Raw genomic sequence first — 22,900 nt, 5'->3', positions numbered from 1 at the left:
AATTTTGCGTCCTGCCCTGTGGGCGTGGACGCCAGTTTGAGCCAAAAACGCTTTGAGTAGAGCTGCGTAACGCCACGCTCGGCGGTGCGTTGTTTGCGGCCTCACCGATTCCCTGGCACCCATGCCCATCTCGCCACGGTGAGGCCGCAAACACTATCTTCTCGCAAAAATGAGGATAAGAAATGCGAAAATTAAAATAATATCGGAAAATTAATCTAAATATAGATCGTGCCAGGGTGCTAAAAATGACTCAAAGAGCCGAAAACATTTTATCATATAATCTTGCTTGTTTAGTTTTGCTATCAAGCGAAATGGATCGTTTTATAAAGATTAGCAGATCACTCGTGGAAAGCGATATTCACACAAATTATCAGATGAGATTGCTCGATAGTGATAAGCATGTTTTCTTCGAAGCGTATCAATCCCTTCTAAACACGCAAAGCGATATAAGCTGCAAGATTCATAACTTGCAGCGTGAACTACGGGCTCTCTCAACCGACCGGATAGCGGCCAAAGTCGCAAACAGTAACTCGTAAGCCTGCGATAACCGCTCCCCCGAAATTTGCCGGGGGCGGGGGCAACTTACGGCCCGCCGTGGGCTTTCGACCATGCATCGGGGTTGGCAAGGAAGCTGCGGACTTCGGCTAAATCGGCACTTGCAATACGGCTATCGATATCTGCCACTTCCAGCACCTCTTTCCAGGTGGAGAGGTAGTGCAGGGTAACGTTGAGGTCATCCAGCACCTGCAAGCTCCCTGTGAGGGCGGCGTAGAAGAAGACGACGAGGGTATGGTCGCAGCGCGCCCCGGCTTCGCGCAGGGCGTTGATAAAGGTGATCTTGCTGCTGCCCTGGCTTGCTAGGTCTTCCACCAGCAGCACGCGGTCGCCATCCTTAAAATGCCCCTCGATCTGAGCATTCCGCCCGAACCCTTTGGGTTTTTTGCGCACGTAAAGCATCGGCAAGCCCAGCCTGTCGGCGAGCCACGCGGCGTAAGGAATGCCCGCCGTCTCCCCGCCCGCAACTGCATCGATCTGCTCGTAGCCGATATTCTCAGCGATGTTCTGCACGGCGAAATCGATCACGGCGGTGCGGGCGCGCGGGAAGCCGATAATCTTGCGGCAATCCACATACACCGGGCTGAAGGTGCCCGAGGTGAGCGTAAACGGCTGTTGCGGGCGAATATGCACCGCTTCGATTTCGAGCAGGAGTCGGGCGACGGATTGGGCGGGGGTGAGGGGCATAGCGAGACCTTTACGGGCGCAAACACGGTGAGGGCGTGATAAAGCGCCCGCGCCTCCCTGTCTAGCGTCCCTGTCTAGCCTTGGGGGAATCTTGTTGCGTGGGCTGCGGGCTTCTGATTTCTGATGAGGAGCGGCATCAGAAGGAGAGCGGCATGAGTGCGGCAGCATTGGGACGCGAGCGCCAGGGCGGGATTGTAACGGTTACGCTGAATCGCCCTGAGAAACTCAATGTGCTGAATGCCGATCTTTGGCGCGGCGTGGGAGCGGCGCTCACGGAGCTTGCCGAAGACGATAGTATTCGCTGCGTTATTCTGACCGGTGCCGGCAATCATTTCTGCGCAGGCGGCGATATTTCGGAATTCCAAACCTTGCGGGCGACGCCCGATGCGGCGCGCGCCTACGCCAAACTGATGTATGCGACCCTTACCCAGCTAGAGAATTTTCCGCATCCGCTCGTCGCCGCCATCGAAGGCCGCTGCATCGGCGGCGGGGTAGAGCTTGCGTGCCTCTCGGACGTGCGCATCGCCGGGGCTAGCGCCACCTTCGGCGTGCCGATCAATAAGCTTGGCTTTGTTATGTCTTATCCCGAAATCGGGGCCTTCATTCGGGCGTTAGGGCGCAAAGCCGCCGTCGAGATTCTGCTGGAGGGCCGGATTTTCGGCGTTGACGAGGCCAAGGGCTATGGCATCGTTTCGCGCATTGTCGAGGATGGGCAAGCTTTGGTGGAAGCGCAGGAAGCCGCCGAGCGCATCGCCTCTGGCGCGCCTTTGGTTAACCGCTGGCACAAGGCTTTCGCCCGCCGTCTGGACGAAGCGGCCCCATTGACCGAAGCGGAACTGGCCGAGGGCTTCGCCTGCTTCGATACGGAAGACTATCAAACCGGCATTGCCGCTTTCGTGAATAAAACCGCCCCCGTGTTTAAAGGGATATAGCCAATGGCGCATATCATCGTTTTGGGGAATGAAAAGGGCGGGTCGGGCAAAAGCACGACCGCGATGCACCTGATTATCGGGTTGCTGCGGGAGGGGCTGAGCGTCGCCTCGCTCGATCTCGACGCGCGTCAGGGCACACTCACCCGCTATTTCCAGAATCGCACAGCGTTTCGCGCCATGACCGGGGCACAAATCCCGATTCCCGAGCACGCCGCCTTGCTGCCCACCGAAGCTGAGAAGTTTGATGAGGTGGTCGAAGGCCTATGGCGGCGGCATCAGGTGCTGGTCATCGACTGCCCAGGGGCCGATACGCCGCTATCGCGCAAAGCTCATGTTATCGCCGATACGCTGGTGACACCGCTCAATGATAGTTTCATCGATTTCGACGTGATCGGCCACGTGGACCCGGAAACCCTGGCCGTCATCCGGCCCAGCACCTATGCCGAAATGGTATGGGAGCAGCGCAAACGCCGCGCGATGGGCCGCTTGCCGCCGCTGGATTGGATCGTGATGCGCAATCGTCTCGCCCATGTGGACGCGCGCAATAAGCAACTCGTGGCGCAAGCCTTGGAGGCGTTGGCCGGGCGGGTGGGATTCCGCATTGCGCCTGGGTTTTCCGAGCGCGTGATCTTCCGCGAGTTGTTTTTGAAGGGCCTCACGCTGCTGGATTTGCGCGACGAAGGGGTGAATGCCCAAGTGTCCATGAGCCATGTTGCCGCTCGGCAAGAGGTGCGGGCACTGCTGGCATCGCTTAATTTGCCGATCCTGCCGACGGTCTCGACCGACGAGATTACTAAAGCTTAATCGCCCCACGGCTTGCGCCGCAAGGCGCGGATGTGGCAAGTAAGCGGGCAATCGCATCACCCCCTTGGCTGCCTGACCGTGGCCAGATGATGCGAAATGCAATCCGAGGATTTCATGGCCGCACGTAAGGTCCGTAAAGCTGTTTTCCCCGTCGGTGGATTGGGAACCCGTTTCTTGCCAGCCACCAAGGCCATGCCGAAAGAAATGCTGCCGGTCGTGGATAAGCCCCTTATCCAATATGCGGTCGAGGAGGCACGCGACGCCGGGATTGAAGAGTTTATCTTCGTCACCGGGCGCGGCAAGGAAGCTATCGAAGATCATTTCGATCACTCCGGCGAGTTGCAGAACGCGCTGCTGAGCCGGGGGAAGGACGATCTTTGGGCGCTGATCAAAGATATTCCGCTGGGGCCGGGCCGCATCGCCTATACGCGCCAGCCGGAGCCGCTCGGCCTTGGTCATGCCGTTTGGTGCGCGCGCGCCCTGATTAATGGCGAGCCGTTCGCGGTTTTGCTGGCCGACGATCTTATTCTGTCCGATCAGCCGTGTCTGAAGCAGATGATCGAAGCCTATGAGGATTTGGGCGGCAGCATGGTGGCGGTGATGGATGTGCCGCGCGAGCATACCTCGCGTTACGGCATTCTCGATCCGATCTCCGATGATGGTCGCTTGGTGCAAGTGCGCGGTGTGGTGGAAAAGCCGAAACCGGCGATGGCCCCCTCTAATCTCGCCATTATTGGCCGCTACATCCTCGACCCGCAGGTGCTGAACCATCTGGAGCGGCAGGAACGGGGCGCGGGCGGGGAGATTCAGCTTACCGATGCGCTGGCCGATGTGATCGGCGAGCAGCCGTTCCACGGGCTTCGGTTCGAAGGTCGGCGGTTCGATTGCGGCGATAAGGTTGGTTTCTTGGAAGCCAATATCGCCTTTGCCCTGGACCGGGACGATATGGCGGACGCCGTTCGCCGGATTCTGGCCTCCTATACGGCGTGATGAGCGCCTAACAAAACTAGCGTAACCGCGCCTCCCCCTGAGAGAGACGGCGTGACAGAAAGGAAGATTTTATGCGGATTGCCATGATTGGGACCGGCTATGTCGGTCTGGTGTCGGGGGCTTGCTTCTCGGAGTTCGGCGTGACGGTGACGTGCGTCGATAAGGATGTCAGCAAGATCGAGCGGCTCAATCGCGGTGAAATTCCGATTTACGAGCCCGGTCTCGATAAGTTGGTTGAGAATAGCGCTAAGGCAGGCCGCCTGTTCTTCACCACCGACCTCAAGGCGGCGGTGGCGGAAGCTGATGCGGTGTTTATCGCCGTTGGGACGCCGTCGCGTCGGGGCGATGGGCACGCGGACTTGAGCTACGTCTATGGCGCGGCTAAGGAAATTGCCGAAGCCTTGAGCGGCTATACGGTCGTCGTCACCAAATCTACCGTGCCGGTGGGCACGGGCCGGGAAGTGGAACGCATCATCCGCGAGACTCGCCCGGACGCCGATTTCGACGTCGTTTCGAACCCCGAATTTTTGCGCGAAGGCTCGGCTATCAGCGATTTCATGCGCCCCGACCGGGTTGTGATCGGCGCACGGACGGAAAAAGCGCGCGAGCTTATGCGCAATCTGTATCGCCCGCTGTATTTGATCGAAACGCCGATTGTGTTCACCTCGGTAGAAACCTCGGAACTCATCAAATACGCCGCCAATACCTTCCTTGCCGCGAAGATCACCTTCATCAACGAAGTGGCCGATCTGTGCGAAAAGCTGGGCGCGGATGTCCATGACGTGGCCAAGGGCATCGGGCTCGACGGGCGCATTGGCAAGAAATTCCTGCACCCCGGCCCCGGTTACGGCGGCTCTTGCTTCCCGAAAGATACGCTGGCCCTGGTGCGCACCGCCCAGGAAGCGGGGGCACCGCTGCGGATCATCGAAACCGTCGTCGATATCAACGACAAGCGCAAACGCGCGATGGCCGATAAGATCATTTCCGCCTGCGGCGGGTCGGTAAAGGGCAAGACGCTGGCGATCTTGGGCGTCACTTTCAAGCCGAATACCGATGATATGCGCGACAGCCCGAGCCTCGATATTCTCCCCGCGCTGCAAGAAGCGGGCGCAACCTTGCGTGCCTTCGATCCTGCTGGGATGCACGAGGCGGAAAAAATGCTGCCGGGGATTCTATGGTGCGAAACCGCCTATGAAACCATGGGCGGGGCGGATGCGCTGGTGATCATCACCGAATGGAACGAATTCCGCGCGCTCGACTTAAAACGAGTGAAGAGCTTGCTCAAAAGCTCGGTTCTCGTCGATCTGCGCAATGTGTATGAGCCGGATATGATGGCGAATGCCGGGTTCGACTATACCTGCGTCGGGCGCGTGTCGCTTCCGGCGGTAAAATAACTTCTGCTGACTTTTAAGGACGAATTGCCATGAGCGGCTACCGCTTCGAGCCTACCATTCTGCGGGAATATGATATTCGCGGCATCGTCGGCAAAACCCTTTCGGGGGCGGACGCGCAGGCGCTCGGGCAGGCGTTCGGCTCGTACGTGATCGAGCAAAGCGGCGTGGTCGCACCGCGCATTGCGGTAGGCTATGATGGCCGCCTCAGTTCGCCCGATCTCGAAGCCGCCCTGGTCGATGGCATGATGAGCACCGGCGCGCAGGTCACGCGCGTCGGCCTCGGCCCCACGCCGATGCTCTATTACGCCACGGCCTCCGAAGGGCTGGAAGCCGGGATCATGATTACCGGCTCCCACAATCCGCCCGATTATAACGGTTTCAAAATGATGCTGTTGGGCGGCCCGGTATATGGGGCGATGATCCAGGAGATCGGCAAGATTGCCGCCGAAGGGCGGTTCAAGAAGGGCGTAGGATCATCGATTTCGATCGATCTCATGGATCGTTACGTTTCCCGAATGATTGAAGGTTTCCGCGGTGGCCCGCTTACTGTTGTGTGGGATGCGGGGAATGGGGCTGCGGGCGACGCGATGATCCGTATGACGCGCCGCCTGCCGGGCCGTCACATTCTGCTGAACGAGGTGATCGACGGCACTTTCCCGGCCCATCACCCGGACCCGACCGAAGAGAAGAACCTCGTTCAGTTGAAGGCGGCGGTGGCTGAGCATCAGGCCGACCTCGGCATTGCCTTTGACGGCGACGGCGACCGCATCGGCCTCGTCGATGGGCAGGGGCGGGTCCTGTGGGGCGATCAGATTCTGGCGCTACTGGCGCGGCCCGTGCTGGCCGACCTGCCGGGGGCCACGATCATTGCCGACGTTAAGGCCAGCCAAGTGCTGTTCGATGAAATTGCGCGCTTGGGCGGCAAACCGCTAATGGGCGCGACCGGCCATTCGCTGATTAAGAAGCAGATGAAACAAACCGGCGCGCCGCTCGCGGGTGAAATGTCGGGCCATATTTTCTTCGCCGACCGCTATTATGGCTTCGACGATGCGCTTTATGCGGCGGTGCGCGTGCTCGAAACCGTCTCTTGGGCCGGAAAAAGCCTTGCGACCTTACGCGATGAGCTGCCGAAGCGCCAAAACACGCCGGAACTGCGCTTCCCCTGCGCCGATACGCGCAAATTCGCGGTCGTTGCGGAAGTGAAAGAAAGATTGGCGGCGGCAGGGGCCAATGTTTCCGCTGTTGATGGCGTGCGCGTAACAACCGCCGACGGCTGGTGGCTGCTGCGCGCCTCCAATACCCAAGACGTGCTGGTTGCCCGTTGCGAGGCAGCGGACGAAGCCGGGTTGGATCGCCTGAAGGTAGCATTGCTGGACGCGCTCGCGCCCAGTGGGGTTACGCCGCCGCAGTTCTAAGCGCTACAGCATGCGGGGGCTCCCGGCGGATCGGCTGCTGCTGGCAGGTATCATTCTGCTCTGGGGCGTCGGCGCGTTCTTTCCGCCGCTGAACGCCGATGCGGGCGCGATGCTGCGCTTTGCCGAACGCATGCTGGACGGTGAGATGCTTTACCGCGACCTCATCGATTTCAACCCGCCGATGGGCTATTGGCTCGATCTGATCCCGGCGGGTCTGGCTAAAACCGGGCTCGGTAGCGCGGTATTTTGGTTCATTGCCCTCTGCCTGCTCGCCGTGGTCGTCGGCGCGTCGCTGGCACTCCGCATCCTCGCGCCCCTTCTGAACGACACCGAACGGCGGTTACTCGCGCTCACGGGGGCGATCACGCTGCTGGTCCGCCCCGGTGACTCGTTTGGCGAGCGCGAACACCTGATGCTCGCGCTGATTCTGCCCTATGGGGCGCTCGCCGTGCGGGCGGTGGCGGGGCTGCCCGCACGGCGAGCGTTACGGGTTTTCGCGGCGGTGATCGCTTTCATCGGGATTGCTCAAAAGCCGCAGTTCGCGCTGTTGGGGGCGATGGTTGAACTCCTCTTGCTCGTCCGTCTCGGGCCGAAGCGCTGGCTGACGCGGCCCGAACCTTGGCTGTTTTTGTTGCTTGGGCTGATTTACGTCGGGGCGACTGCGGCGCTCTATCCCGCCTATCTCGCCGATATGCTACCGCTGGCCTCCGACCACTACGATCTTTTCGATCTCGATCAGGGCATCGATATGATCACTGGCGTCGAACTGCCGCCGCTGTTGATCGGTCTTGCCTGCCTTGCGCCCTGGGCCTTGCGGGTCAGGCTGCGTCCTGTCGCGGCGGTTCTATGGCTGATGGCGCTGGCGGCGGTTCTGGCGGGGCTCTTGCAGTTCAAGGATTGGGATTATCATTTTCTGCCTGCGCGGATTCTGCTGATTCTGCTTGCCGCCTACGGATTGGCAGGGATTTTGAGTCGGGGGCAGGCGGTGCCGGACGGGCGCATTCTGGCAGCGTTCGCCATTGCCTTGATGGCGCTCGGCGGCCATCTCAGCCCACCGTTACGGCTTCAATTCGATTACGCCAAAAGCGACGCCCGCGTGGTGGAAGAGTTAATCCGCCGCGAGGGCGGGGGCCGCCCAGTGCTCTGGCTGACCCAATATATTGATCCGACCTCCCCGGTGCTGAACTATACCGGCAATCGGTTAGCGATGCCCTTCATGTCGCTTTGGCTGCTGCCTGCACTCTACGACGCAGATGAGCCCGGCCCCGATGGTCGCTTGCGCCTGCACCCGCCCGAAGCGCGCTCCCCGGCGGAAACGCTGCTGCTGACGCGCGTCGCCGACTCGGTGCGGCGCGAAAAACCGTCGCTGATCTTGGCCGAAACCTCGCAAGATGAGGCGGCTTTTCGGCTGCGCCCGCTCGATTATTTGGAGTTTTTTGGCCAAGACCCTCGGTTCGCGGACGAATTCACCCACTACCGGCTCTTGAAACGCATCGGCACGCTGCGGGTATTCAAGCGCCAGGACTAGAATAACACCGTCAGCGCGGTCCAAGACTCGGGTAACACATCGAGTATGGCGGCTTCTAAACGCTTATCAAACCCGGTCAAAACGGCTAATCCGGCGAGGCCGAGAAGAAGGCCGAACGCCTTTTTGAGCGTGCCCCCTCGGGTCAATAAGGCCGGGCGGAGCTTGGCCAAGGTTTGCCGCGAGGCATAGGCGACCCCCAACAATGGCAGAGCCGCGCCAAAGCCGAACAGGGCCAAGAGCCCGCCCCCCGTCAGCGCGCCCCCTTCACTTGCGGCCAAGGTGAGGGTTGACGCGAGCAGCGGGCCGGAGCAGGGGCTCCAAACCAGCCCAAGCGTCGCCCCGATCAACAGCGCCCCCCCGAGATCGGCAGAGGACCCGCTTGAACTCAGTCGCGCCGCCCCACTCGCTATGGGGGTCAGCAGGGCTGAGAACCGGCTATCCAGCGCGGGAATAAGCATGACAAGCCCAAAAGCCAGTAGCAGGCTTCCGCCGATGGGGCGCAGCGCATCGGCATCGAAGCCCAAACTGGCACCGAACAACCCAATGAGAACCCCCAGGGCGGCGAAAGACAGAATCATCCCCCCGGCCATTGCCACAGGGGCGAGGGGGTGACGGGCGGTAGCGCTTCCCACCACCAACGGCAGAATCGGGAAAACACAGGGGCTCAGCGTCGTCAAACTGCCCGCAGCGAGACTGAGCCCGGCTTGCGTCAAGGAGACCATCTTACAGCGCGGACTTTAGGGCTTTGCGCAAGGCGTCCGTTTTGGTGTCGCCCGCAAGGCGCGTTGTTTCGGTCTTGCCTTTGTAAACGATGAGGGTGGACTGCGTGCGAACCTTGAGCGCGCGCTTCAACTCGGTTTCCTTATCGTAATCGGCCACCAAAATCGTCATATCCAAGTCTGTTTCGCTTTTGAGGGCGCCGAAGACTTTTGTCTGCGCCCGGCAGGTGGAGCACCAATCGGCATGAAAATGTAGGGCAACCGGCTTTCCCGCGTTCTGCGCTTCGGCAAGGGCCGCAGCCGTATAGGGTTTGCTCTCCAGCGCACTCGCCATTGTCGCGGCAAACGACAGCACGGCGGTTAAGGCAAGGGCGGCGAATTTCATCGGAAATCTCCAAGAAGGTTACTTATCCTGTTTCGCCGCCCATCCCCCAAAAGTTACGCTTCGCTATGCAGTCCGACGCGGTTGCCCTCGCTGTCGCGGATATGGGCGAAGAAGCCCATGCCGGGCGGCAGCGCGGTTTTCGGCGTAACGATTCCGCCGCCCAGGGTTTCGATGCGGCTTAACAGATCGTCTAAACGGCCTTCGCAGTTCAGGTAAATCACCGGGCCATCATTGGCGGGACGGTAAGCGGGGCCGGAAATGACGCAGCCCGAGAGAGCGGGTTGTTCGTAGGGGAAAATGCCAAGGCGGTTCGGCCCGAGGTCTTCGCGGCGTAAAGAAACGCCGAAGAGGCTTTCGTAAAAGCCGGTGGCCCGGTCAAAATCCGCCGAGGGAATTTCGAACCAAACGGCGACATTGTTAGACATATTCAAGTTCCTTAACAGGGATGGGGGATAGGGTGGCGGCGATCAAATCCAGATCGGCCGCGGTTGCGGGAATAAGGCCGAAGCGGAAGGCATAGCCCCACGACCGCTTGCCTCGGGTGAAGGAAAGCTGCTCCAGCAGCGGTAGGATCGAGGCGCGGCCTTGCGCCTGCCACAGAACATCCCGGCGGAAAGGGTGAAAATCCTCGGCCATCGTCACTTGATAGGCCTCGCCCGAGCGGACGGTTCCCAGGGCCGTGAAGGCTTGGCAGCGCGCCCCCGGCGGGCCGACGCGATGGAAACTTTCGGTCGGGGAATAATAGGCCACCCTATCGCCGGGCTTGATCCGTTTCAGCGGCGCGGCCTTGCCGTGGCAAACCTGCATAATGCCCCACTCAAGCCCACGGGCAACGTGGTCGGCGGAGGCAACCGCAATCCAATTTCCAGGGGGATGATTCAGGGGCAACATCTCGCTCTCTCCTCAGCTTCAGTCGGCAGCGCCGATAGGCAGAGAGTGAGGGGAGGCAGTGTCAGATTCTGTCAGGAGCGCGCGGGTTGGTCCGGGTCGGGAATATTCAGGCTGCGCCGCCAGCGGATCATCAGCGTTCGGCGGCGGATCGGGGCGCGGTCGGGCAGAATCTCCAGCGCGTGAATCCGGTCCAGCCGGAAATGGCGGTAATCTTGCCGCGCTTCGCACCAGGCGGCAAGTACGCGCGCGTCGCGGAAAAACGCGAGGGCAATCGGCCAAATGATCCGCTCGCTCGCCTGGGCGTCGCGGTCGCGGTAGTGGATCCGCAGTTTTTGCTCATTGCGCAGGGCTTGGCGCAGATCGGCGAGCAGATCGCCGGGCGGCAGGATGGTTTCGGGCCCGGTTGAGCGCGTCGGCGGCACCAGCAGCCCGGCCCCTTCCACTTGCGCGGCTAGATCGGGCGGGAGCACGGCCATCACTTTTGCCAGCACATGTCGGGCGGCGCGGGCAAGCTCAGAATCCTCCTGCTGCGCGACCCAGCGCATGCCGAGCCCAAGGGCTTCCAACTCGCTTTCGGCGAACATCAGCGGCGGCAGCAGAAAGTCGGGCTTCAGCAGATAGCCAAGTCCGGCTTCCCCCTCAATCGTCGCGCCTTGGCCGACGAGGGTTTGGATATCGCGGTAGATGGTGCGCACCGATACGCCCAACTCCTCGGCCAAAGCCGCCGCCGTCACCGGATAGCGGTGGCGGCGCAGGGCTTCGACGAGGGAAAACAGACGGTTGCTGCGGCTCATCGGGCGAGTTTAGCCGATCACGCGGGCAAAGCCTCTAGCCAATCGCGCAGCATTTGGCGGGCGGCGCGGCTAGCGCCGGAGCCGAAGCGGATGGCATCGGCGCGCAAGGCGGCAATATCGATCCCCGCCGCCGCCAACTCGCCCGCGTGCCCGACCAGCCAACGCTCGAACCCGCGTTCCCAGCCCTCCGGGTGGCACTGGAACCCGAGGATGGTGGGGCCGAGGGCGAAGGCTTGCTGTGAACAAATCGCCGTTTCCGCAAGCCGGGTAGCGCCGGGCGGCAGGGTGAAGGCGTCGCCATGCCAATGCAGCACCGGCACCCCGTTGAGCGCCTTCAATGGGCTGGCCTGCCCCTCCGGTGTGAGGGTGAGGGGCGACCAGCCGATTTCCTTCACCCCCATCGGCGCGACCGTTGCGCCGAGGGCGTGGGCCATCAATTGCGCGCCGAGGCAGAGACCAAGTGTGGGGCGCTTCGCTGAGAGCCGCGCGTCGATGAAGGCGAGTTCTGCCGTCAGGAAGGGGTAGAGGGCCGCCTCATAGGCCCCAATCGGCCCGCCGAGGACGATCAAGAGATCGGCGGCGTTCGGATCGATCCCGGCGAGGCTTTCGACCGATGGATCTAAATAGGTGATTTGATAGCCCGCCGCCGCGAGCGGTTCGGCAAAACTGCCCAAATCTTCAAAGGTGATATGGCGAAAAACCAGCGCGGATCGGCTCATGGCGTGCATCCTTCCGGGGTGCAGGCGGCGGTTTCCGAAAAATCGGCTTGGCCGAGCGGCTCGGTCAACAGCGCGCCGATCTGGGCACCCAACCAAAGATCATCCACATGCCCGAAGCGTTTCAGGCGCAAGCGGCCCTGCTGGTCGATCAGGATGACGCTGGGCGTGCCTTGCAAATCGTACCGCGCCATGGTTTCGGGCAAGGGGGAGCCGGGGCGGTCGATGCCGATGGGGAATTTCAACCGATATTCATGAACGAAGGCGCGCAACGCCCCTTCGTTCATGGCGCTATGGTGTTCGAAGACGGTATGTAGGCCGATCACGGCGACTTGATCGCGCGGGAAGAGATCATAGGCGCGCGCAAGCTGCGGTAGGCCAACCTGCACGCAGCCGGGGCACAGCATCTGGAAGGTGCCCAGCAGAACGACGCGACCACGGAACCCCTCCAGGGTCAGCGGATGCGGGGAGTTCAACCAGGTCTCGACCGACCAAGCGGGCGCGGGGCGAAGTTTTGGCATGGCTCTCTCCTATTGCCCTGTGACCTGCCCCGGAAGGCTGAGATCGCCGGAAGCGACCTTAAAGACGGCATCGACGCATAACAGTGGTGCGTGCAAATTGGCATTGACCTTCAGTCCCGCCGTAACGCCGTCGAATTTGAAATTCGCGGGGACCCCGATGGCGGCGCGCGGAACGCGGATTTCGATGGCCTCGCCCTTAAACTCAGGCGGATAGGCGGGGCTATCGATCAATAGCGGCACGCCGGGCCAGGTTTCCGGCACTTTCGGCTTTGCGTCCTTCGGGATATCCCGGACTTTCAAGCCGCCGCCGCAGGCCGCATCGGGGGCGAGAATGACCCAATGGCTATGCCAAACGTCGCGATTCTTGGCCCCCTTCGCGGCATCGTCGAAATCTGGGTGGAAGGTGGCGGCCAGGGCAACAATCCCTTGATCGCGCTCAAAGCCGATATCGCCGCTGTTCAAGCTGGTCGGCCAGACATAGGCATAGACCGGCGCGCCAGCAAACTGGCCCGTGGCGGTTGGGCGTTCGCTGCCAGCGGTGCCCCGCACCTGGCTGCGGAACACAAGCTGCGGACCGTCAACGCGAATGCTGGTTTCGACCAGATCGAAAGGGGCCGATGTGCCGGGATTGGCTTTTGCTTTGATATCGTGGGCGAGCGCCGGGGCGGCAGACAAAAGAAGAGCGCTCACGGCCACGCGGGCCGCGTTGGAAAGGTTCATGATGTTAGTCCTTCGGGGGGTTACACGGGAAAGGCGGGTGTCGGCGCGGCGAGGAACCGCCGCCACGCGGCTTCGGCAAGATCGGGCGGGGCGGGGGACTGCTCGGGGCAGTCAAGGCGCAAATGCCGGTCGCCAAAGGGGGCATCGACCAAAGCGCAATGGTGCGGTGTGTCCGCATCGGCATGCACGTTCGGGCGGAAATGCGTGCAGGTAATGCAGAGGCGACCAACGGGAATCGTGCCCTGGACCTGCATCTGCCGGATCATTTTTAGGATGACCCGGTAGAAGACGGCTTGCTCCAGCGGCGGCAGGTTAGCCACGGTTTCCAGCAGCGCGTCGGGCCAATCGGCGATGGTCGCGAGCAAGGCAAATCCCGCATCGGTAATCGAAATCCGCTTGGCCCGGCCATCTTCAGGGTCGGGGGTCTGGACCGAGAGCCCGCGCGCCAGCAAGGGTTGCAAGGCTTCGGTCATCGCCGGGGCTTTGATGGCCAGCGACTGAGCGAGCAGGCTGGGGCGCAGCCCCTCGGTGTGATTGCGCAGCAGGGTGAGGATCTGGCCTTGCGTTGGGGATAGCCCGTGCGGGGCTACCCCCTGCTGGGCATTGGTTTTCAACGCCAGCGCCAGCCGCGAGAGCCCGGCGGCGACGCGGATGCCGATGGGGTCGTTGATCTTATCGAAAGGCGTTTCCATCGCGGCGGCTCCTATGCTTCGGCTACCGAAATATAGTGGCTTGAAGCAGGAGTCAAGTTAGTTCGGTTGCCGAAGCATAATTTTCTACAGAAAGCCGATCCAACGGCCCGCCAGCAGGGCGGCGAGCCACAGCAGGAAGGAGAGAAGCGCACATAGGCGGACGGACAGCGGCACCGGATAGCCCTGAAGTGCGGCCCGAAAGCCGGGATTGGTGTGCTGCACGATGATGAGTCCCGCAAGCCCGGTCAGCAAGGTAAGTTTCGTTACGAAAGCAAAATTAGCGATATATTCAGCAGGTTGGACGGAGAAAAGAGCAAGCCCGGTGCCGAGGGCAAGGGCGACGCCGGTCGCGGCGGCGCGGACCAGGAACGGCCCGATGACCGGCAGCAGTGCGCGGCGAAAAAATCCCATCAACCGCAAATCCAGCGGCAGAATCGCGCCGAGGATCAAGCCGATCCCGAGAATATGGGCGGCATTCACGATGAGATAGAGGGTGGGGGAGCCGCGCAGCGCCGCCGCCACGGGCGTCGCTGCGAGCCAATCGAGCGGTGTCACGTTTACGGCTGGCGGATGCGCTCGGGGTAGATATCGTATTTCTGGCCCGCGAGGGTGATGCGCACCGCCTTCATATGCGCCGTGTTTTTCTCTAAGGACCGGTTGCCGAGTACGAGGATGGCATCGCCCGGCTTAGCCGTCGTCCCAGTAAAGCCGGAGCGCGCCGTTTGGTTCGGGTTGCCCAGATCGACCTGCCAGAGGATGCCGTCGGCGGCTTTGACGTGCAGGGTCGGGTGCGGCGGGTCCATCGAAATGCGCTCGATGCGGCCCTGCAATTCGAAAGGCTCGCTTTCGGCCCAGGACCAACCGTGATGGGCAGCGGCGGGGAGAATGGTGCCGAGGGCGAGGGGAAGCCCCAGGCAGAGGGCGGCGAGACGGTGGGGCATGACACGGAACCTCACGCAGGGTTAGGACTGCCCCTAAGCTGGGAGGAATACGGGGGGCGTGCAAGACGCCGCCCCCCAAAAACCTAGTCGTAGCGCAACTCGGTTGCCTTCCCTCGGAAGACGAAATAGGCGAAAGCGCTATACCCGATGATCGCCGGAAGCACGAAGAGCGCCCCGATCAGCATAATCAGCAGGCTTTCCGGCGCGCTGGCCGCCGCAAAAATCGTCAGCTTCTCCGGCACGACATAGGGGAAGAAGGAATAGGCGAGGCCAAAGAAGGCCAGCGTATAAATCCCCACGGCCCCGGCAAACGGCACCCAGGCGAAGCGGTCGGTCGTGGTGGGGAGATGCTTCAGCACCAGGGCGACGCCGAGCATCAAGGCCCCGCAGGCAATCGGTAAGGGGGCGAGCAGAATGATGTTCGGCAGGCTGAACCATTTCTCGAAAATGCGCGGGCTCACCCAGGGGCTAGCGATGGAAACGGCGGCAAGACCCACGACGAGGAAGATCAGGCAGCGCTGCGCCCAAACCACGGCTTGCTTTTGCAGCGTCGCTTCGGTCTTAAAAATCAGCCAGGTCGCGCCGATGAAGGCATAGCTCGCGGCAAGGCAGACGGCGGTGAGGGCGGCAAAACCGTAGGTGGTGGCGGTTTCGGTAAGGCCCATCACGTAGAAGCCGAGCATCCAGCCTTGCGACAAAGCGGTCATCAGCGAGCCGATAAAGAAGGCCCGGTTCCACCAACCCTTTTGCTTCGGCTTCACCTTGGCGCGGAACTCGAAGGCGACGCCGCGTAAAATGAGGCCGATGAGCATAATCAGCACGGGCAGGTAGAGCGCGGTCAGAATCATGCCGTGGGCGGCGGGGAAAGCCACCAGCAGCAGGCCGACCGCCAGCACGAGCCACGTCTCGTTCGCGTCCCAGAAGGGGCCGATGGCGGCAATCATCCGGTCTTTCTGCGCGTCCTCCGCCACAGAAAACAGCAGCCCAACGCCGAGATCGTACCCGTCAAGGACGACATAGATGAGGATTGAAAGGCCCATCAGCCCGGCAAACACCAGGGGGAGCCACACGGTCGGATCACCAAAAAGGGTCAGCATGGGGGTTACTCCGCCGCTACGGGAACGAAGGGATAGGCTTTAGAGGCAGGCGTCGCGCCGACCGCTTTGCGCGCGAGGTAGAAGAGCGCGCCGATATAGGCCGTGAGCAGCGCCGCATAGACCAGCAGATAGGCCGCGAGCGAGATGCCGATCATTGGCGCGGGAACGTTGGAGGCGGCTTGGGCGGTCGTCAGCACCCCCGTCACCAGCCAGGGCTGTCGGCCGATTTCGGTGACGTACCAGCCCGCGAGCGTTGCGATCCAGCCCGAAAAACTCATGAGAACGAACAGCCGGGCGACCAGTGGCGGAAGACTGCCGCGCCGAAGCAGCAGAAACGCGCCGAGCCAGGAGAGGGCGAGCATCGCGAGGCCCATGCCCACCATGATGCGGAAGCCGAAGAACACAGGCTTCACCGGCGGGTGATTGCCGATGTAATCGTTGAGGCCGGGCACGACGCCGTCAGCCGAATGCTTCAAGATCAAGCTGGCCCCATTGGGAATGGCGATCTCGAAGTGGTTGCGCCGGGCGGCTTCATCGGGCCAGGCGAAGGGCAGGAAAGGCACGTTCGGCCCCGTTTCCCAATTGCCTTCCATCGCGGCGATTTTCTGCGGTTGATGCTCCAGCGTGTTCAGCCCATGCAAATCGCCAACGAAAATCTGCACGGGGATCAGCAGGGCCGCGAGCCAAACTCCGGTTTTCAGCGCGGCGGGCACGGCGGGGCTGCGGTCGCCCTTCAGCCAGCGATAGGCCGAGAGGCCCGCGACCAGAAACGCCACGGTGAGGCCGGAGGCGATCAGCATGTGGGTAAGCCGATAGGGCATCGACGGGTTGAAGATAATGGCGATCCAGTCGGTCGCATGGGCCACGCCGTCGCGCATTTCAAACCCTTGGGGCGTTTGCATCCAAGAATTGAGCGCGATGATCCAAAAGGCCGACATGGTGGTGCCAAAAGCGACAAGAAAAGTCGCCAGCGTATGCACCCAGCCCGCGACCTTGCGAAAGCCGAACAGCATGATTCCAAGGAAAACGGCTTCGAGGAAGAAGGCCGTCATCACCTCATAGGCCAGCAATGGCCCCGCGATATTGCCGACTTTTTCCATATAGCCCGGCCAATTGGTGCCGAACTGGAAGCTCATGGTAATGCCGGAGACGACGCCCATGGCAAAGGAGAGGGCGAAGATCTTCACCCAGAAATTATACGCGTCCATCCATTTGGTATCGCCGCTGCGATTGTAGCGCAGTTTGAAGAACAACAGCACCCAGCCCAAGGCAATGGTGATGGTGGGGAAGAGGATGTGGAAGGAAATATTGGCGGCAAACTGAAGGCGCGCCAGCATGACGGCATCCATCAGGTATCTCCTTTGGAGAAGGTGGGATCGAGGTTTGGGTCGAGATCGGGCTCGAAGGGGGTATCGGAGCTCGTTTCACCCGCGCGGGCTGGGCGGGCACGGCGACCGGGCAGGGAAGTGAACTTGTCTTTGATTTCCAAAATCTTTTGCACCCGCGCGCCCAGCGACAGCAGCATCACCAGCCGTTCGGTATCGAGCCCCTGCACGTCGCCATACCAGCGGGTGAGCAGTTCGATGAGGTCGTGCATTTCGCGCATACGCCCTTGGGCGTGGCGCTCGTCCTCATTGCCCGGCGTTTGCATGAGCAATTCGCGTAAGACGGAGAGGGTGGGGTCGATCTCGCGCTTTTTGCGCTCTTCCGCCAGGGTGCGGACGATGGCCCAAATATCGTCCGGCGTGGTGAAATAATCCCGCCGGTCGCCGGGGCGGTGAATAAGCCGCACGAGGTTCCAGGTTTGGAGCTCCTTAAGCCCCATGCTGACGTTCGAGCGGGAAAAACCGAGCTTTTCCATAATCTGATCGGCGTTCAGCGGCTCAGCAGCGGCGAAGAGCAGCGCGTAAATTTGCCCCACGGTGCGGTTGATGCCCCAGCGGCTGCCCATTTCGCCGAAATGCAGCACGAAGGATTGAAGGAGCGGCGAGAGGTGCATCGGCGTGTTCCGTAATTTCAGTAATTTCTGAAATTACTATAACAACAAACTGCACCACGGCAAGGGCGGGCGTGGTGAAAAAACGAGAGGGGGGAGATATGGAAAGGCTAAACAAATATTAAATTAATATAAAAAACCATATATCTGATACGGCAGTAAGATCGCATGATCTTACTGCTCGGGACTTTAGGCGCTGGCTTTTTTCGGTTCCGGCGCGGTTTCGTTGCCGTTTTCGCGCAGCACATAGCCACGGCCCCAGACGGTTTCGATATAATTATCGCCGCCGGTGGCCGTGCTAAGCTTCTTGCGCAGCTTGCAGACGAAGACGTCGATGATCTTCAGTTCAGGCTCGTCAATGCCGCCGTAGAGATGATTGAGGAACATTTCCTTGGTCAGCGTTGTGCCTTTGCGTAAGGCCAACAGTTCCAGAATGCCATATTCCTTGCCGGTGAGATGCAGGGGCTTGGCATCGACATCGGCGGTTTTAGCGTCGAGGTTCACGGTTAGGCGCCCCGTGCGGATGACCGAATCCGAATGGCCCTTCGCCCGGCGGACGATGGCCTGAATCCGGGCTACCAACTCGCGCTTATCGAACGGTTTGGTCAGATAATCGTCGGCCCCGAACCCCAGGCCCTTAATCTTATGATCGAGTTCCGACAGGCCGGAAAGGATCAGAATCGGCGTGCGCACCCGCGCTTGGCGGAAACGGCGCAACACTTCATACCCGTCAATATCCGGAAGGATCAAATCCAGCAGGATAATGTCATAATCATAAAGCTTACCGATCTCGACGCCATCTTCGCCCAAATCGGTGGTATCGACAATGTAGCCAGCGGAAGACAGCATCAGTGCGATGCTCTTCGACGTTGCGGCATCGTCCTCAACTAAGAGAATCCGCATAGTGCCCCACCTTAAACGAGCCGCCCAGGAGCTCGATAAATTGGTTAATGTCCGTTAACTATCCCTAATATCTCACAATAAAGCAAGCGGATATGCGCTGTCCGAGTCATAGATCCGGTTCCCTTTGGGGCTACACTTCGCTATTATCCAAGCGTATCAAAGGGGAGCGGCGCGATGCTGATTGATAACCTTATTTCCAGCGTCGGCCGGATGGCTGACCATGTTCTGCATGGCCGCATCGTCGGCGTTTTGGGCATGATGGTGGAAATCGGCGGGGTGCAGCGGGCGCTTTCGGTCGGCGACCGGGTGACGATCATCGCGCGTGGCGACCGGCGCGTACCGGCGGAAATCGTTGGTTTCAAGGGTGAACGGGCGTTAGCGATGCCCTTCGGAACGCTGGACGGTGTCGGTTTGGGCTGCCGAGCCGAAATCGCGCAAACCGACCCAGTGATCTATCCGCACGAAAGTTGGCTGGGCCGGGTCGTTGGCAGCATGGGCGAGCCGATTGATGATTTGGGGCCGCTCAATGCGGGGCAAATCGCCTATCCGTTAAGAAATGCGCCGCCGCCCGCACACCAGCGGCAGCGTGTCGCAGGCAAGATTGATATGGGCGTGCGGGCACTCAATCAGTTCCTCACTTGCTGCCAGGGGCAGCGCATGGGCATTTTCGCGGGTTCCGGCGTAGGTAAATCCGTGCTGCTCTCGATGATCGCGCGCTACACGTCTGCCGATGTCATTGTGATCGGGCTGATTGGCGAACGCGGCCGCGAAGTGCAGGACTTTATTCACGACGATCTCGGGCCGGAAGGCTTGGCGCGCTCGGTGTTGGTGGTGGCAACCTCCGATCAGCCGCCGTTGATGCGCCGCCAAGCTGCCTATCTGACGCTGTCGGTCGCCGAATATTTCCGCGACCAGGGTAAGAATGTTCTCTGCCTCATGGATAGCGTCACCCGCTTTGCAATGGCCCAACGCGAAATCGGCCTGTCGGTTGGCGAGCCGCCCGCCAGTAAAGGGTATACGCCATCGGTCTTTGCCGAACTGCCGCGCCTGCTGGAGCGGGCCGGGCCGGGCTTGCGCGGCTCCGGGTCGATCACAGGCCTCTTCACCGTGCTGGTCGAAGGCGACGACCATAACGAGCCGATTTCGGACGCCGTGCGCGGTATTCTCGACGGGCATATCGTGCTGGAACGCACCATTGCCGATCGGGGCCGCTACCCCGCCATCAATATTTTGCGCTCGGTTAGCCGCGTTATGCCGGGCTGCAATACGGACGATGAAAATGGCGTCGTTTCGCGCGCCCGTCAGATGCTTGCGGCCTATGAGGATATGGCGGAAATGATCCGGCTGGGGGCCTACCGCCCCGGCTCCGACCCCAAGACCGATGAGGCGATGCGCTATTACCCGCTGATCGAACAGTTCCTAGCGCAAGGCAAGCGCGAGCGCGGCGATTTGGTGCAGGGCTATTATCAACTCGCCGATATTCTCAATAGCGGTGGCGTTGGGTGAGCAAGTCCCTCAAGCCGCTGATCCGCTATCGTAAGTTCGAGTTGGATGAGCGACGCCGCGAACTGCGAGCGCTCGAAGATCTGGCCACCCAGATCGATGCCTCTATCGTTGCGCTCGATCAGGAAGTGATGCGCGAACGCCAACTTGCGGCCAATGATATGCTGCTGGCCCGCTATTGGCCGACTTATTCCGACTGGGCGCGTGGGCGGCGGGAAGCGTTGGTTCAAAACCGGCTGCAAATCGGCGAGCAAATCTTAAAAGCCGAAGATGCGGTAACAGATGCTTATCGAGAGTTGAAAAAATTCGAAGTGGCCGAAGCCAATCGCCTAGCCCGCGAAAAAGCAGAGCAGGATCGTAAAGATCGCATACGTCTCGATGAAATCGCCGAAGTCGCCCATCAACGCAAGATGCAGTGAATTGTTTCAGTCTTCCTGTCAAAATTTACGTCTTCGATCTTTTGGCGGCTAAATTTTTTCCGAATCAATCAAAAATTAATTCATAGTAAAAAATTGATAAAATAATCATATTAAGCTTGAATTAAGAAATTCCCGCATAGTGTCTGACCCGAAAAATACCCTCCGAGGTCCAAGGGGTATTGGCAATCGTATTCTATAGTGAGGGGACAGTCGTGTCGAAAATCAGTATCGGTGCGCGCGTAAAATTTGGCTTGGCCATTATTTGCGTTTGCGTTTTTGCTTTAGCGATTCAGATATTATCGACACAAGTTTCCATCATGTCTTCCAAGAATCGGGCATCGGTCACGGCGGCGGTTTTTGCCGATACACTCCGCATGGTCGAATTTTTAGCTCTGGAGCGCAGCCCGTCGAATAATCTGTTGGCAGCGGAAGCGGCGGCGGATGCCTCGGCGCTCGCCAAACTTCAGCAGGCCCGCAAAGCCACCGACGATCTTATCCAGAAGGTCTCGATTGGGCTTACGAGCCTCGGCGGCGAGCCGGCGATGAAGGAGACGCTGGCAACCCTAACCAAAGGGCTCAGCAGCGTTCGTGCGGCGGTCGATACCGATATTGCCAAACCGCGCAGCGCGCGCGGCGAGATTGTGCTGGGTTACTTCCAACGCATGTTCGCCATTAGCGCCCAGGCCGATGGCATCTTGAATAAGCTCGAAGCCGAAACCACGATTGCCGATCCTTCGGTTGCGGCCTTGAATATGCTGGCGCGCCTTGCCGCCGATATGCGTGAAAGCGCGGGCCAGCAGGCCGCGACTTTGGGCACGGGCATGACCGCCAATCGTCCGCTCACACAGGTGGAAGCAGATCGCGTCGAACAGTTGCGCGGGCGGGTCGAGACCCTGTCGGAGCGGTTGCGCAATGGTATCGCGCAAGTGGGGGCCACGCCGGAGCTTCTGGCCGCGCAACGGGCGATGGAGCAAGGCTATATGACGCGCGGGCGCGAGATCGTCGGCACGCACCTGGCCGAATCGCGCCAGCAGGCCCCCTATAGCAAGAGTGTGACCGAGATGGTGACGGAGATCGTCCCGCAGTTGCAAAGCATTATGGGCCTGCGCAATGCCGCGCTTCTGGAAAGCCAGAGTCGGGCTGAGGCAGAAGTTTCCAACGCTTATCGGCGCCTTGCTTTCGGCGGCTTTCTGGTTCTCGTCACCGGGTTTGCGCTCGTGCGCCTGATTATTCTGATGCAGCGTCAGGTTTTGGCGCCGCTGTTCAAACTAACCGAGACCGTGACGGTCCTCGCCAATGGCCAGCGCGACCAGGTGGTGCCGTTTCTCGACCGCAAGAATGAAATCGGTCAAATGGCGGGTGCAATTGAAAACCTGCGCCTCAAGGCCATCGAAGCCGACCAGTTGCACGCCGAACAAGCGCAAGAGCAGGCGCGCAAGCTGGAGCGTCAGCAAAAAGTTGAGAGCTTCATCGCGACCTTCGGCTCGGGCACGGCAGAAATTCTAACGGCCATGGGCGCGGCGGCCGATCAAATGCAGGGCACCGCCAATGTGATGAGCACCAATGCTGCGCGCACCGACGATCAAGCGGCGGCAGTAGCGGCTGCCTCCGAGCAAGCGTCGGCGAATGTGCAGACGGTAGCGGCGGCTTCGGAAGAACTCAGCAGTTCAATACGCGAAATCGGCCGACAGGTTCAGGAAAGCGCCTCGATTGCCTTGCGGGCGACCGATGAGGCCGAGCGTACCGTCTCCCAAGTTCGCCAGCTTAGCGACGCGGCCCAGCGCATCGGCGAGGTGGTGACGATGATCAACGGGATCGCCGCGCAAACCAATCTTCTGGCCTTGAACGCCACCATCGAAGCGGCGCGCGCCGGGGAAGCGGGCAAGGGCTTTGCCGTGGTCGCCGCCGAAGTCAAAAGCCTTGCGCAGCAAACGGCGAAAGCCACCGAGGAAATTGCAGCGCAAGTCACCGGCGTTCAGACCGAAACCAGTGCCGTCGTTGGCTCCATCGAAACCATCGGCAAAACCATCGACCGGATGAACGAAATCACCTCGGCGGTTGCGGCGGCGGTGGAAGAGCAAGGGACGGCAACCCAGGAAATTACCCGCAACGTACAACAGGCGGCCAATGGCACCCAGCATGTCACCGAGAATATCGCCCATGTCACCTTAGGGGCTGGCGAGACTAAAAAGGCCGCCGATGTGGTGCTGGAAGCCGCCGATCGGCTTACACTTGCGGGCAACACGCTGCGTACGGAAATCACCGAGTTCCTGGGGAATATCCGCGCGGCTTAAACCC

General features: G+C 60.7%; 25 protein-coding genes. 9 read left to right on the top strand and 16 right to left on the bottom strand.

Going from position 1 to position 22,900, the window contains the following annotated elements:
- Positions 1 to 582 precede the first annotated feature (582 nt).
- Positions 583 to 1,242 (bottom strand): orotate phosphoribosyltransferase, encoded by a 660-nt coding sequence (locus ACIQ36_RS00335; RefSeq protein ID WP_395824111.1) that lies wholly within the window; start codon positions 1,240 to 1,242, stop codon positions 583 to 585.
- A gap of 152 nt (positions 1,243 to 1,394) precedes the next feature.
- Between ACIQ36_RS00335 and ACIQ36_RS00330 the strand changes: the two genes are divergently transcribed.
- The 6 genes from ACIQ36_RS00330 (at position 1,395) to ACIQ36_RS00305 (ending at position 8,305) form a co-directional block, all read left to right on the top strand.
- Complete coding sequence (locus ACIQ36_RS00330; RefSeq protein ID WP_395824108.1) at positions 1,395 to 2,174, top strand: enoyl-CoA hydratase/isomerase family protein; 780 nt, start codon at positions 1,395 to 1,397, stop codon at positions 2,172 to 2,174.
- A 3-nt stretch (positions 2,175 to 2,177) separates the two neighbouring features.
- Entirely contained in the window at positions 2,178 to 2,978 is an 801-nt protein-coding gene (locus tag ACIQ36_RS00325; RefSeq protein ID WP_395824105.1) for a division plane positioning ATPase MipZ, read from the top strand.
- Positions 2,979 to 3,092: 114 nt separating this feature from the next.
- A complete protein-coding gene (galU, locus tag ACIQ36_RS00320; protein WP_045775111.1) occupies positions 3,093 to 3,968 on the top strand; it encodes a UTP--glucose-1-phosphate uridylyltransferase GalU in 876 nt (291 codons plus the stop codon).
- 71 nt (positions 3,969 to 4,039) lie between these two features.
- Positions 4,040 to 5,362, top strand: a complete 1,323-nt coding sequence (locus ACIQ36_RS00315) for a UDP-glucose dehydrogenase family protein (RefSeq protein ID WP_395824101.1) — start codon at positions 4,040 to 4,042, stop codon at positions 5,360 to 5,362.
- A gap of 29 nt (positions 5,363 to 5,391) precedes the next feature.
- The gene (gene pgmG, locus ACIQ36_RS00310; protein WP_395824098.1) at positions 5,392 to 6,777 is read left to right on the top strand and encodes a phosphoglucomutase/phosphomannomutase PgmG; all 1,386 of its coding nucleotides are present in this window, start codon (positions 5,392 to 5,394) and stop codon (positions 6,775 to 6,777) included.
- A gap of 10 nt (positions 6,778 to 6,787) precedes the next feature.
- Positions 6,788 to 8,305 (top strand): hypothetical protein, encoded by a 1,518-nt coding sequence (locus ACIQ36_RS00305; RefSeq protein WP_395824096.1) that lies wholly within the window; start codon positions 6,788 to 6,790, stop codon positions 8,303 to 8,305.
- On the opposite strand, the gene ACIQ36_RS00300 is transcribed toward ACIQ36_RS00305, so the two are convergent.
- The 15 genes from ACIQ36_RS00300 to ctrA all read right to left on the bottom strand — a co-directional run bounded on the left by ACIQ36_RS00300 (position 8,302) and on the right by ctrA (position 18,680).
- Positions 8,302 to 9,027: a cytochrome c biogenesis CcdA family protein gene (locus ACIQ36_RS00300; protein ID WP_395824093.1), complete on the bottom strand. Its 726-nt coding sequence runs from the start codon at positions 9,025 to 9,027 to the stop codon at positions 8,302 to 8,304. The two genes, ACIQ36_RS00305 and ACIQ36_RS00300, sit on opposite strands and share 4 nt — an antisense overlap.
- Position 9,028: 1 nt before the next feature.
- Positions 9,029 to 9,409, bottom strand: coding sequence for a thioredoxin family protein (locus tag ACIQ36_RS00295; RefSeq protein ID WP_395824090.1), 381 nt, complete (start codon positions 9,407 to 9,409; stop codon positions 9,029 to 9,031).
- Positions 9,410 to 9,462: 53 nt separating this feature from the next.
- Positions 9,463 to 9,834 (bottom strand): VOC family protein, encoded by a 372-nt coding sequence (locus ACIQ36_RS00290; protein WP_395824087.1) that lies wholly within the window; start codon positions 9,832 to 9,834, stop codon positions 9,463 to 9,465.
- Positions 9,827 to 10,300 carry an EVE domain-containing protein gene (locus ACIQ36_RS00285; protein ID WP_395824084.1) on the bottom strand — a complete coding sequence of 158 codons (474 nt, stop codon included), beginning with the start codon at positions 10,298 to 10,300 and terminating at the stop codon, positions 9,827 to 9,829. Before ACIQ36_RS00285 ends, ACIQ36_RS00290 begins: the two co-directional genes overlap by 8 nt.
- Before the next feature lie 71 nt (positions 10,301 to 10,371).
- Positions 10,372 to 11,094: a helix-turn-helix transcriptional regulator gene (locus ACIQ36_RS00280; RefSeq protein WP_395824081.1), complete on the bottom strand. Its 723-nt coding sequence runs from the start codon at positions 11,092 to 11,094 to the stop codon at positions 10,372 to 10,374.
- Positions 11,095 to 11,111: 17 nt separating this feature from the next.
- On the bottom strand, positions 11,112 to 11,813 hold the full coding sequence (locus ACIQ36_RS00275) for a glutamine amidotransferase (RefSeq protein WP_395824078.1): 702 nt from the start codon (positions 11,811 to 11,813) through the stop codon (positions 11,112 to 11,114).
- Positions 11,810 to 12,331, bottom strand: a complete 522-nt coding sequence (locus ACIQ36_RS00270) for a peroxiredoxin family protein (protein WP_395824075.1) — start codon at positions 12,329 to 12,331, stop codon at positions 11,810 to 11,812. The genes ACIQ36_RS00275 and ACIQ36_RS00270 overlap by 4 nt, the downstream gene beginning before the upstream one ends.
- A 9-nt stretch (positions 12,332 to 12,340) precedes the next feature.
- A complete protein-coding gene (locus ACIQ36_RS00265) occupies positions 12,341 to 13,051 on the bottom strand; it encodes a hypothetical protein (protein ID WP_395824072.1) in 711 nt (236 codons plus the stop codon).
- 20 nt (positions 13,052 to 13,071) lie between these two features.
- The gene (locus ACIQ36_RS00260) at positions 13,072 to 13,743 is read right to left on the bottom strand and encodes a MarR family winged helix-turn-helix transcriptional regulator (protein WP_395824069.1); all 672 of its coding nucleotides are present in this window, start codon (positions 13,741 to 13,743) and stop codon (positions 13,072 to 13,074) included.
- Positions 13,744 to 13,827: 84 nt separating this feature from the next.
- On the bottom strand, positions 13,828 to 14,298 hold the full coding sequence (locus ACIQ36_RS00255) for a DUF2214 domain-containing protein (protein ID WP_395824066.1): 471 nt from the start codon (positions 14,296 to 14,298) through the stop codon (positions 13,828 to 13,830).
- Between the two features lie 2 nt (positions 14,299 to 14,300).
- Positions 14,301 to 14,684 (bottom strand): DUF6152 family protein, encoded by a 384-nt coding sequence (locus tag ACIQ36_RS00250; protein ID WP_395824063.1) that lies wholly within the window; start codon positions 14,682 to 14,684, stop codon positions 14,301 to 14,303.
- Positions 14,685 to 14,767: 83 nt separating this feature from the next.
- Entirely contained in the window at positions 14,768 to 15,781 is a 1,014-nt protein-coding gene (locus ACIQ36_RS00245) for a cytochrome d ubiquinol oxidase subunit II (protein WP_395824060.1), read from the bottom strand.
- Positions 15,782 to 15,786: 5 nt separating this feature from the next.
- Complete coding sequence (locus tag ACIQ36_RS00240) at positions 15,787 to 17,130, bottom strand: cytochrome ubiquinol oxidase subunit I (protein ID WP_395824058.1); 1,344 nt, start codon at positions 17,128 to 17,130, stop codon at positions 15,787 to 15,789.
- A complete protein-coding gene (locus ACIQ36_RS00235; RefSeq protein WP_395824055.1) occupies positions 17,130 to 17,780 on the bottom strand; it encodes a GbsR/MarR family transcriptional regulator in 651 nt (216 codons plus the stop codon). The genes ACIQ36_RS00240 and ACIQ36_RS00235 overlap by 1 nt, the downstream gene beginning before the upstream one ends.
- 186 nt (positions 17,781 to 17,966) lie before the next feature.
- A complete protein-coding gene (gene ctrA / locus ACIQ36_RS00230; protein WP_395824051.1) occupies positions 17,967 to 18,680 on the bottom strand; it encodes a response regulator transcription factor CtrA in 714 nt (237 codons plus the stop codon).
- A 174-nt stretch (positions 18,681 to 18,854) separates the two neighbouring features.
- Here ctrA and fliI point away from each other — a divergent pair, with 174 nt between their 5' ends.
- The 3 genes from fliI to ACIQ36_RS00215 all read left to right on the top strand — a co-directional run bounded on the left by fliI (position 18,855) and on the right by ACIQ36_RS00215 (position 22,896).
- Positions 18,855 to 20,186, top strand: a complete 1,332-nt coding sequence (gene fliI, locus ACIQ36_RS00225; RefSeq protein ID WP_395824049.1) for a flagellar protein export ATPase FliI — start codon at positions 18,855 to 18,857, stop codon at positions 20,184 to 20,186.
- Complete coding sequence (locus ACIQ36_RS00220) at positions 20,183 to 20,602, top strand: hypothetical protein (protein ID WP_395824046.1); 420 nt, start codon at positions 20,183 to 20,185, stop codon at positions 20,600 to 20,602. Before fliI ends, ACIQ36_RS00220 begins: the two co-directional genes overlap by 4 nt.
- 317 nt (positions 20,603 to 20,919) lie before the next feature.
- Positions 20,920 to 22,896: a methyl-accepting chemotaxis protein gene (locus ACIQ36_RS00215; RefSeq protein WP_395824044.1), complete on the top strand. Its 1,977-nt coding sequence runs from the start codon at positions 20,920 to 20,922 to the stop codon at positions 22,894 to 22,896.
- The last annotated feature ends 4 nt before the right edge of the window (positions 22,897 to 22,900 follow it).

This window comes from Elstera sp. (genome assembly GCF_044372965.1).
Taxonomy (GTDB): domain Bacteria; phylum Pseudomonadota; class Alphaproteobacteria; order Elsterales; family Elsteraceae; genus Elstera.
Note: the sequence above shows the minus strand (reverse complement) of the source record. Positions and strands in the feature narration are given on the sequence as shown.

Bases quoted from the DNA above. Each gene is read 5' to 3' on its own strand.
- ACIQ36_RS00335 (WP_395824111.1), bottom strand. From the start codon at position 1,242: ATGCCCCTCACCCCCGCCCAATCCGTCGCCCGACTCCTGCTCGAAATC.
- ACIQ36_RS00330 (WP_395824108.1), top strand. From the start codon at position 1,395: ATGAGTGCGGCAGCATTGGGACGCGAGCGCCAGGGCGGGATTGTAACG.
- ACIQ36_RS00325 (WP_395824105.1), top strand. From the start codon at position 2,178: ATGGCGCATATCATCGTTTTGGGGAATGAAAAGGGCGGGTCGGGCAAA.
- galU (WP_045775111.1), top strand. From the start codon at position 3,093: ATGGCCGCACGTAAGGTCCGTAAAGCTGTTTTCCCCGTCGGTGGATTG.
- ACIQ36_RS00315 (WP_395824101.1), top strand. From the start codon at position 4,040: ATGCGGATTGCCATGATTGGGACCGGCTATGTCGGTCTGGTGTCGGGG.
- pgmG (WP_395824098.1), top strand. From the start codon at position 5,392: ATGAGCGGCTACCGCTTCGAGCCTACCATTCTGCGGGAATATGATATT.
- ACIQ36_RS00305 (WP_395824096.1), top strand. From the start codon at position 6,788: ATGCGGGGGCTCCCGGCGGATCGGCTGCTGCTGGCAGGTATCATTCTG.
- ACIQ36_RS00300 (WP_395824093.1), bottom strand. From the start codon at position 9,027: ATGGTCTCCTTGACGCAAGCCGGGCTCAGTCTCGCTGCGGGCAGTTTG.
- ACIQ36_RS00295 (WP_395824090.1), bottom strand. From the start codon at position 9,409: ATGAAATTCGCCGCCCTTGCCTTAACCGCCGTGCTGTCGTTTGCCGCG.
- ACIQ36_RS00290 (WP_395824087.1), bottom strand. From the start codon at position 9,834: ATGTCTAACAATGTCGCCGTTTGGTTCGAAATTCCCTCGGCGGATTTT.
- ACIQ36_RS00285 (WP_395824084.1), bottom strand. From the start codon at position 10,300: ATGTTGCCCCTGAATCATCCCCCTGGAAATTGGATTGCGGTTGCCTCC.
- ACIQ36_RS00280 (WP_395824081.1), bottom strand. From the start codon at position 11,094: ATGAGCCGCAGCAACCGTCTGTTTTCCCTCGTCGAAGCCCTGCGCCGC.
- ACIQ36_RS00275 (WP_395824078.1), bottom strand. From the start codon at position 11,813: ATGAGCCGATCCGCGCTGGTTTTTCGCCATATCACCTTTGAAGATTTG.
- ACIQ36_RS00270 (WP_395824075.1), bottom strand. From the start codon at position 12,331: ATGCCAAAACTTCGCCCCGCGCCCGCTTGGTCGGTCGAGACCTGGTTG.
- ACIQ36_RS00265 (WP_395824072.1), bottom strand. From the start codon at position 13,051: ATGAACCTTTCCAACGCGGCCCGCGTGGCCGTGAGCGCTCTTCTTTTG.
- ACIQ36_RS00260 (WP_395824069.1), bottom strand. From the start codon at position 13,743: ATGGAAACGCCTTTCGATAAGATCAACGACCCCATCGGCATCCGCGTC.
- ACIQ36_RS00250 (WP_395824063.1), bottom strand. From the start codon at position 14,684: ATGCCCCACCGTCTCGCCGCCCTCTGCCTGGGGCTTCCCCTCGCCCTC.
- ACIQ36_RS00245 (WP_395824060.1), bottom strand. From the start codon at position 15,781: ATGCTGACCCTTTTTGGTGATCCGACCGTGTGGCTCCCCCTGGTGTTT.
- ACIQ36_RS00240 (WP_395824058.1), bottom strand. From the start codon at position 17,130: ATGGATGCCGTCATGCTGGCGCGCCTTCAGTTTGCCGCCAATATTTCC.
- ACIQ36_RS00235 (WP_395824055.1), bottom strand. From the start codon at position 17,780: ATGCACCTCTCGCCGCTCCTTCAATCCTTCGTGCTGCATTTCGGCGAA.
- ctrA (WP_395824051.1), bottom strand. From the start codon at position 18,680: ATGCGGATTCTCTTAGTTGAGGACGATGCCGCAACGTCGAAGAGCATC.
- fliI (WP_395824049.1), top strand. From the start codon at position 18,855: ATGCTGATTGATAACCTTATTTCCAGCGTCGGCCGGATGGCTGACCAT.
- ACIQ36_RS00215 (WP_395824044.1), top strand. From the start codon at position 20,920: ATGTCTTCCAAGAATCGGGCATCGGTCACGGCGGCGGTTTTTGCCGAT.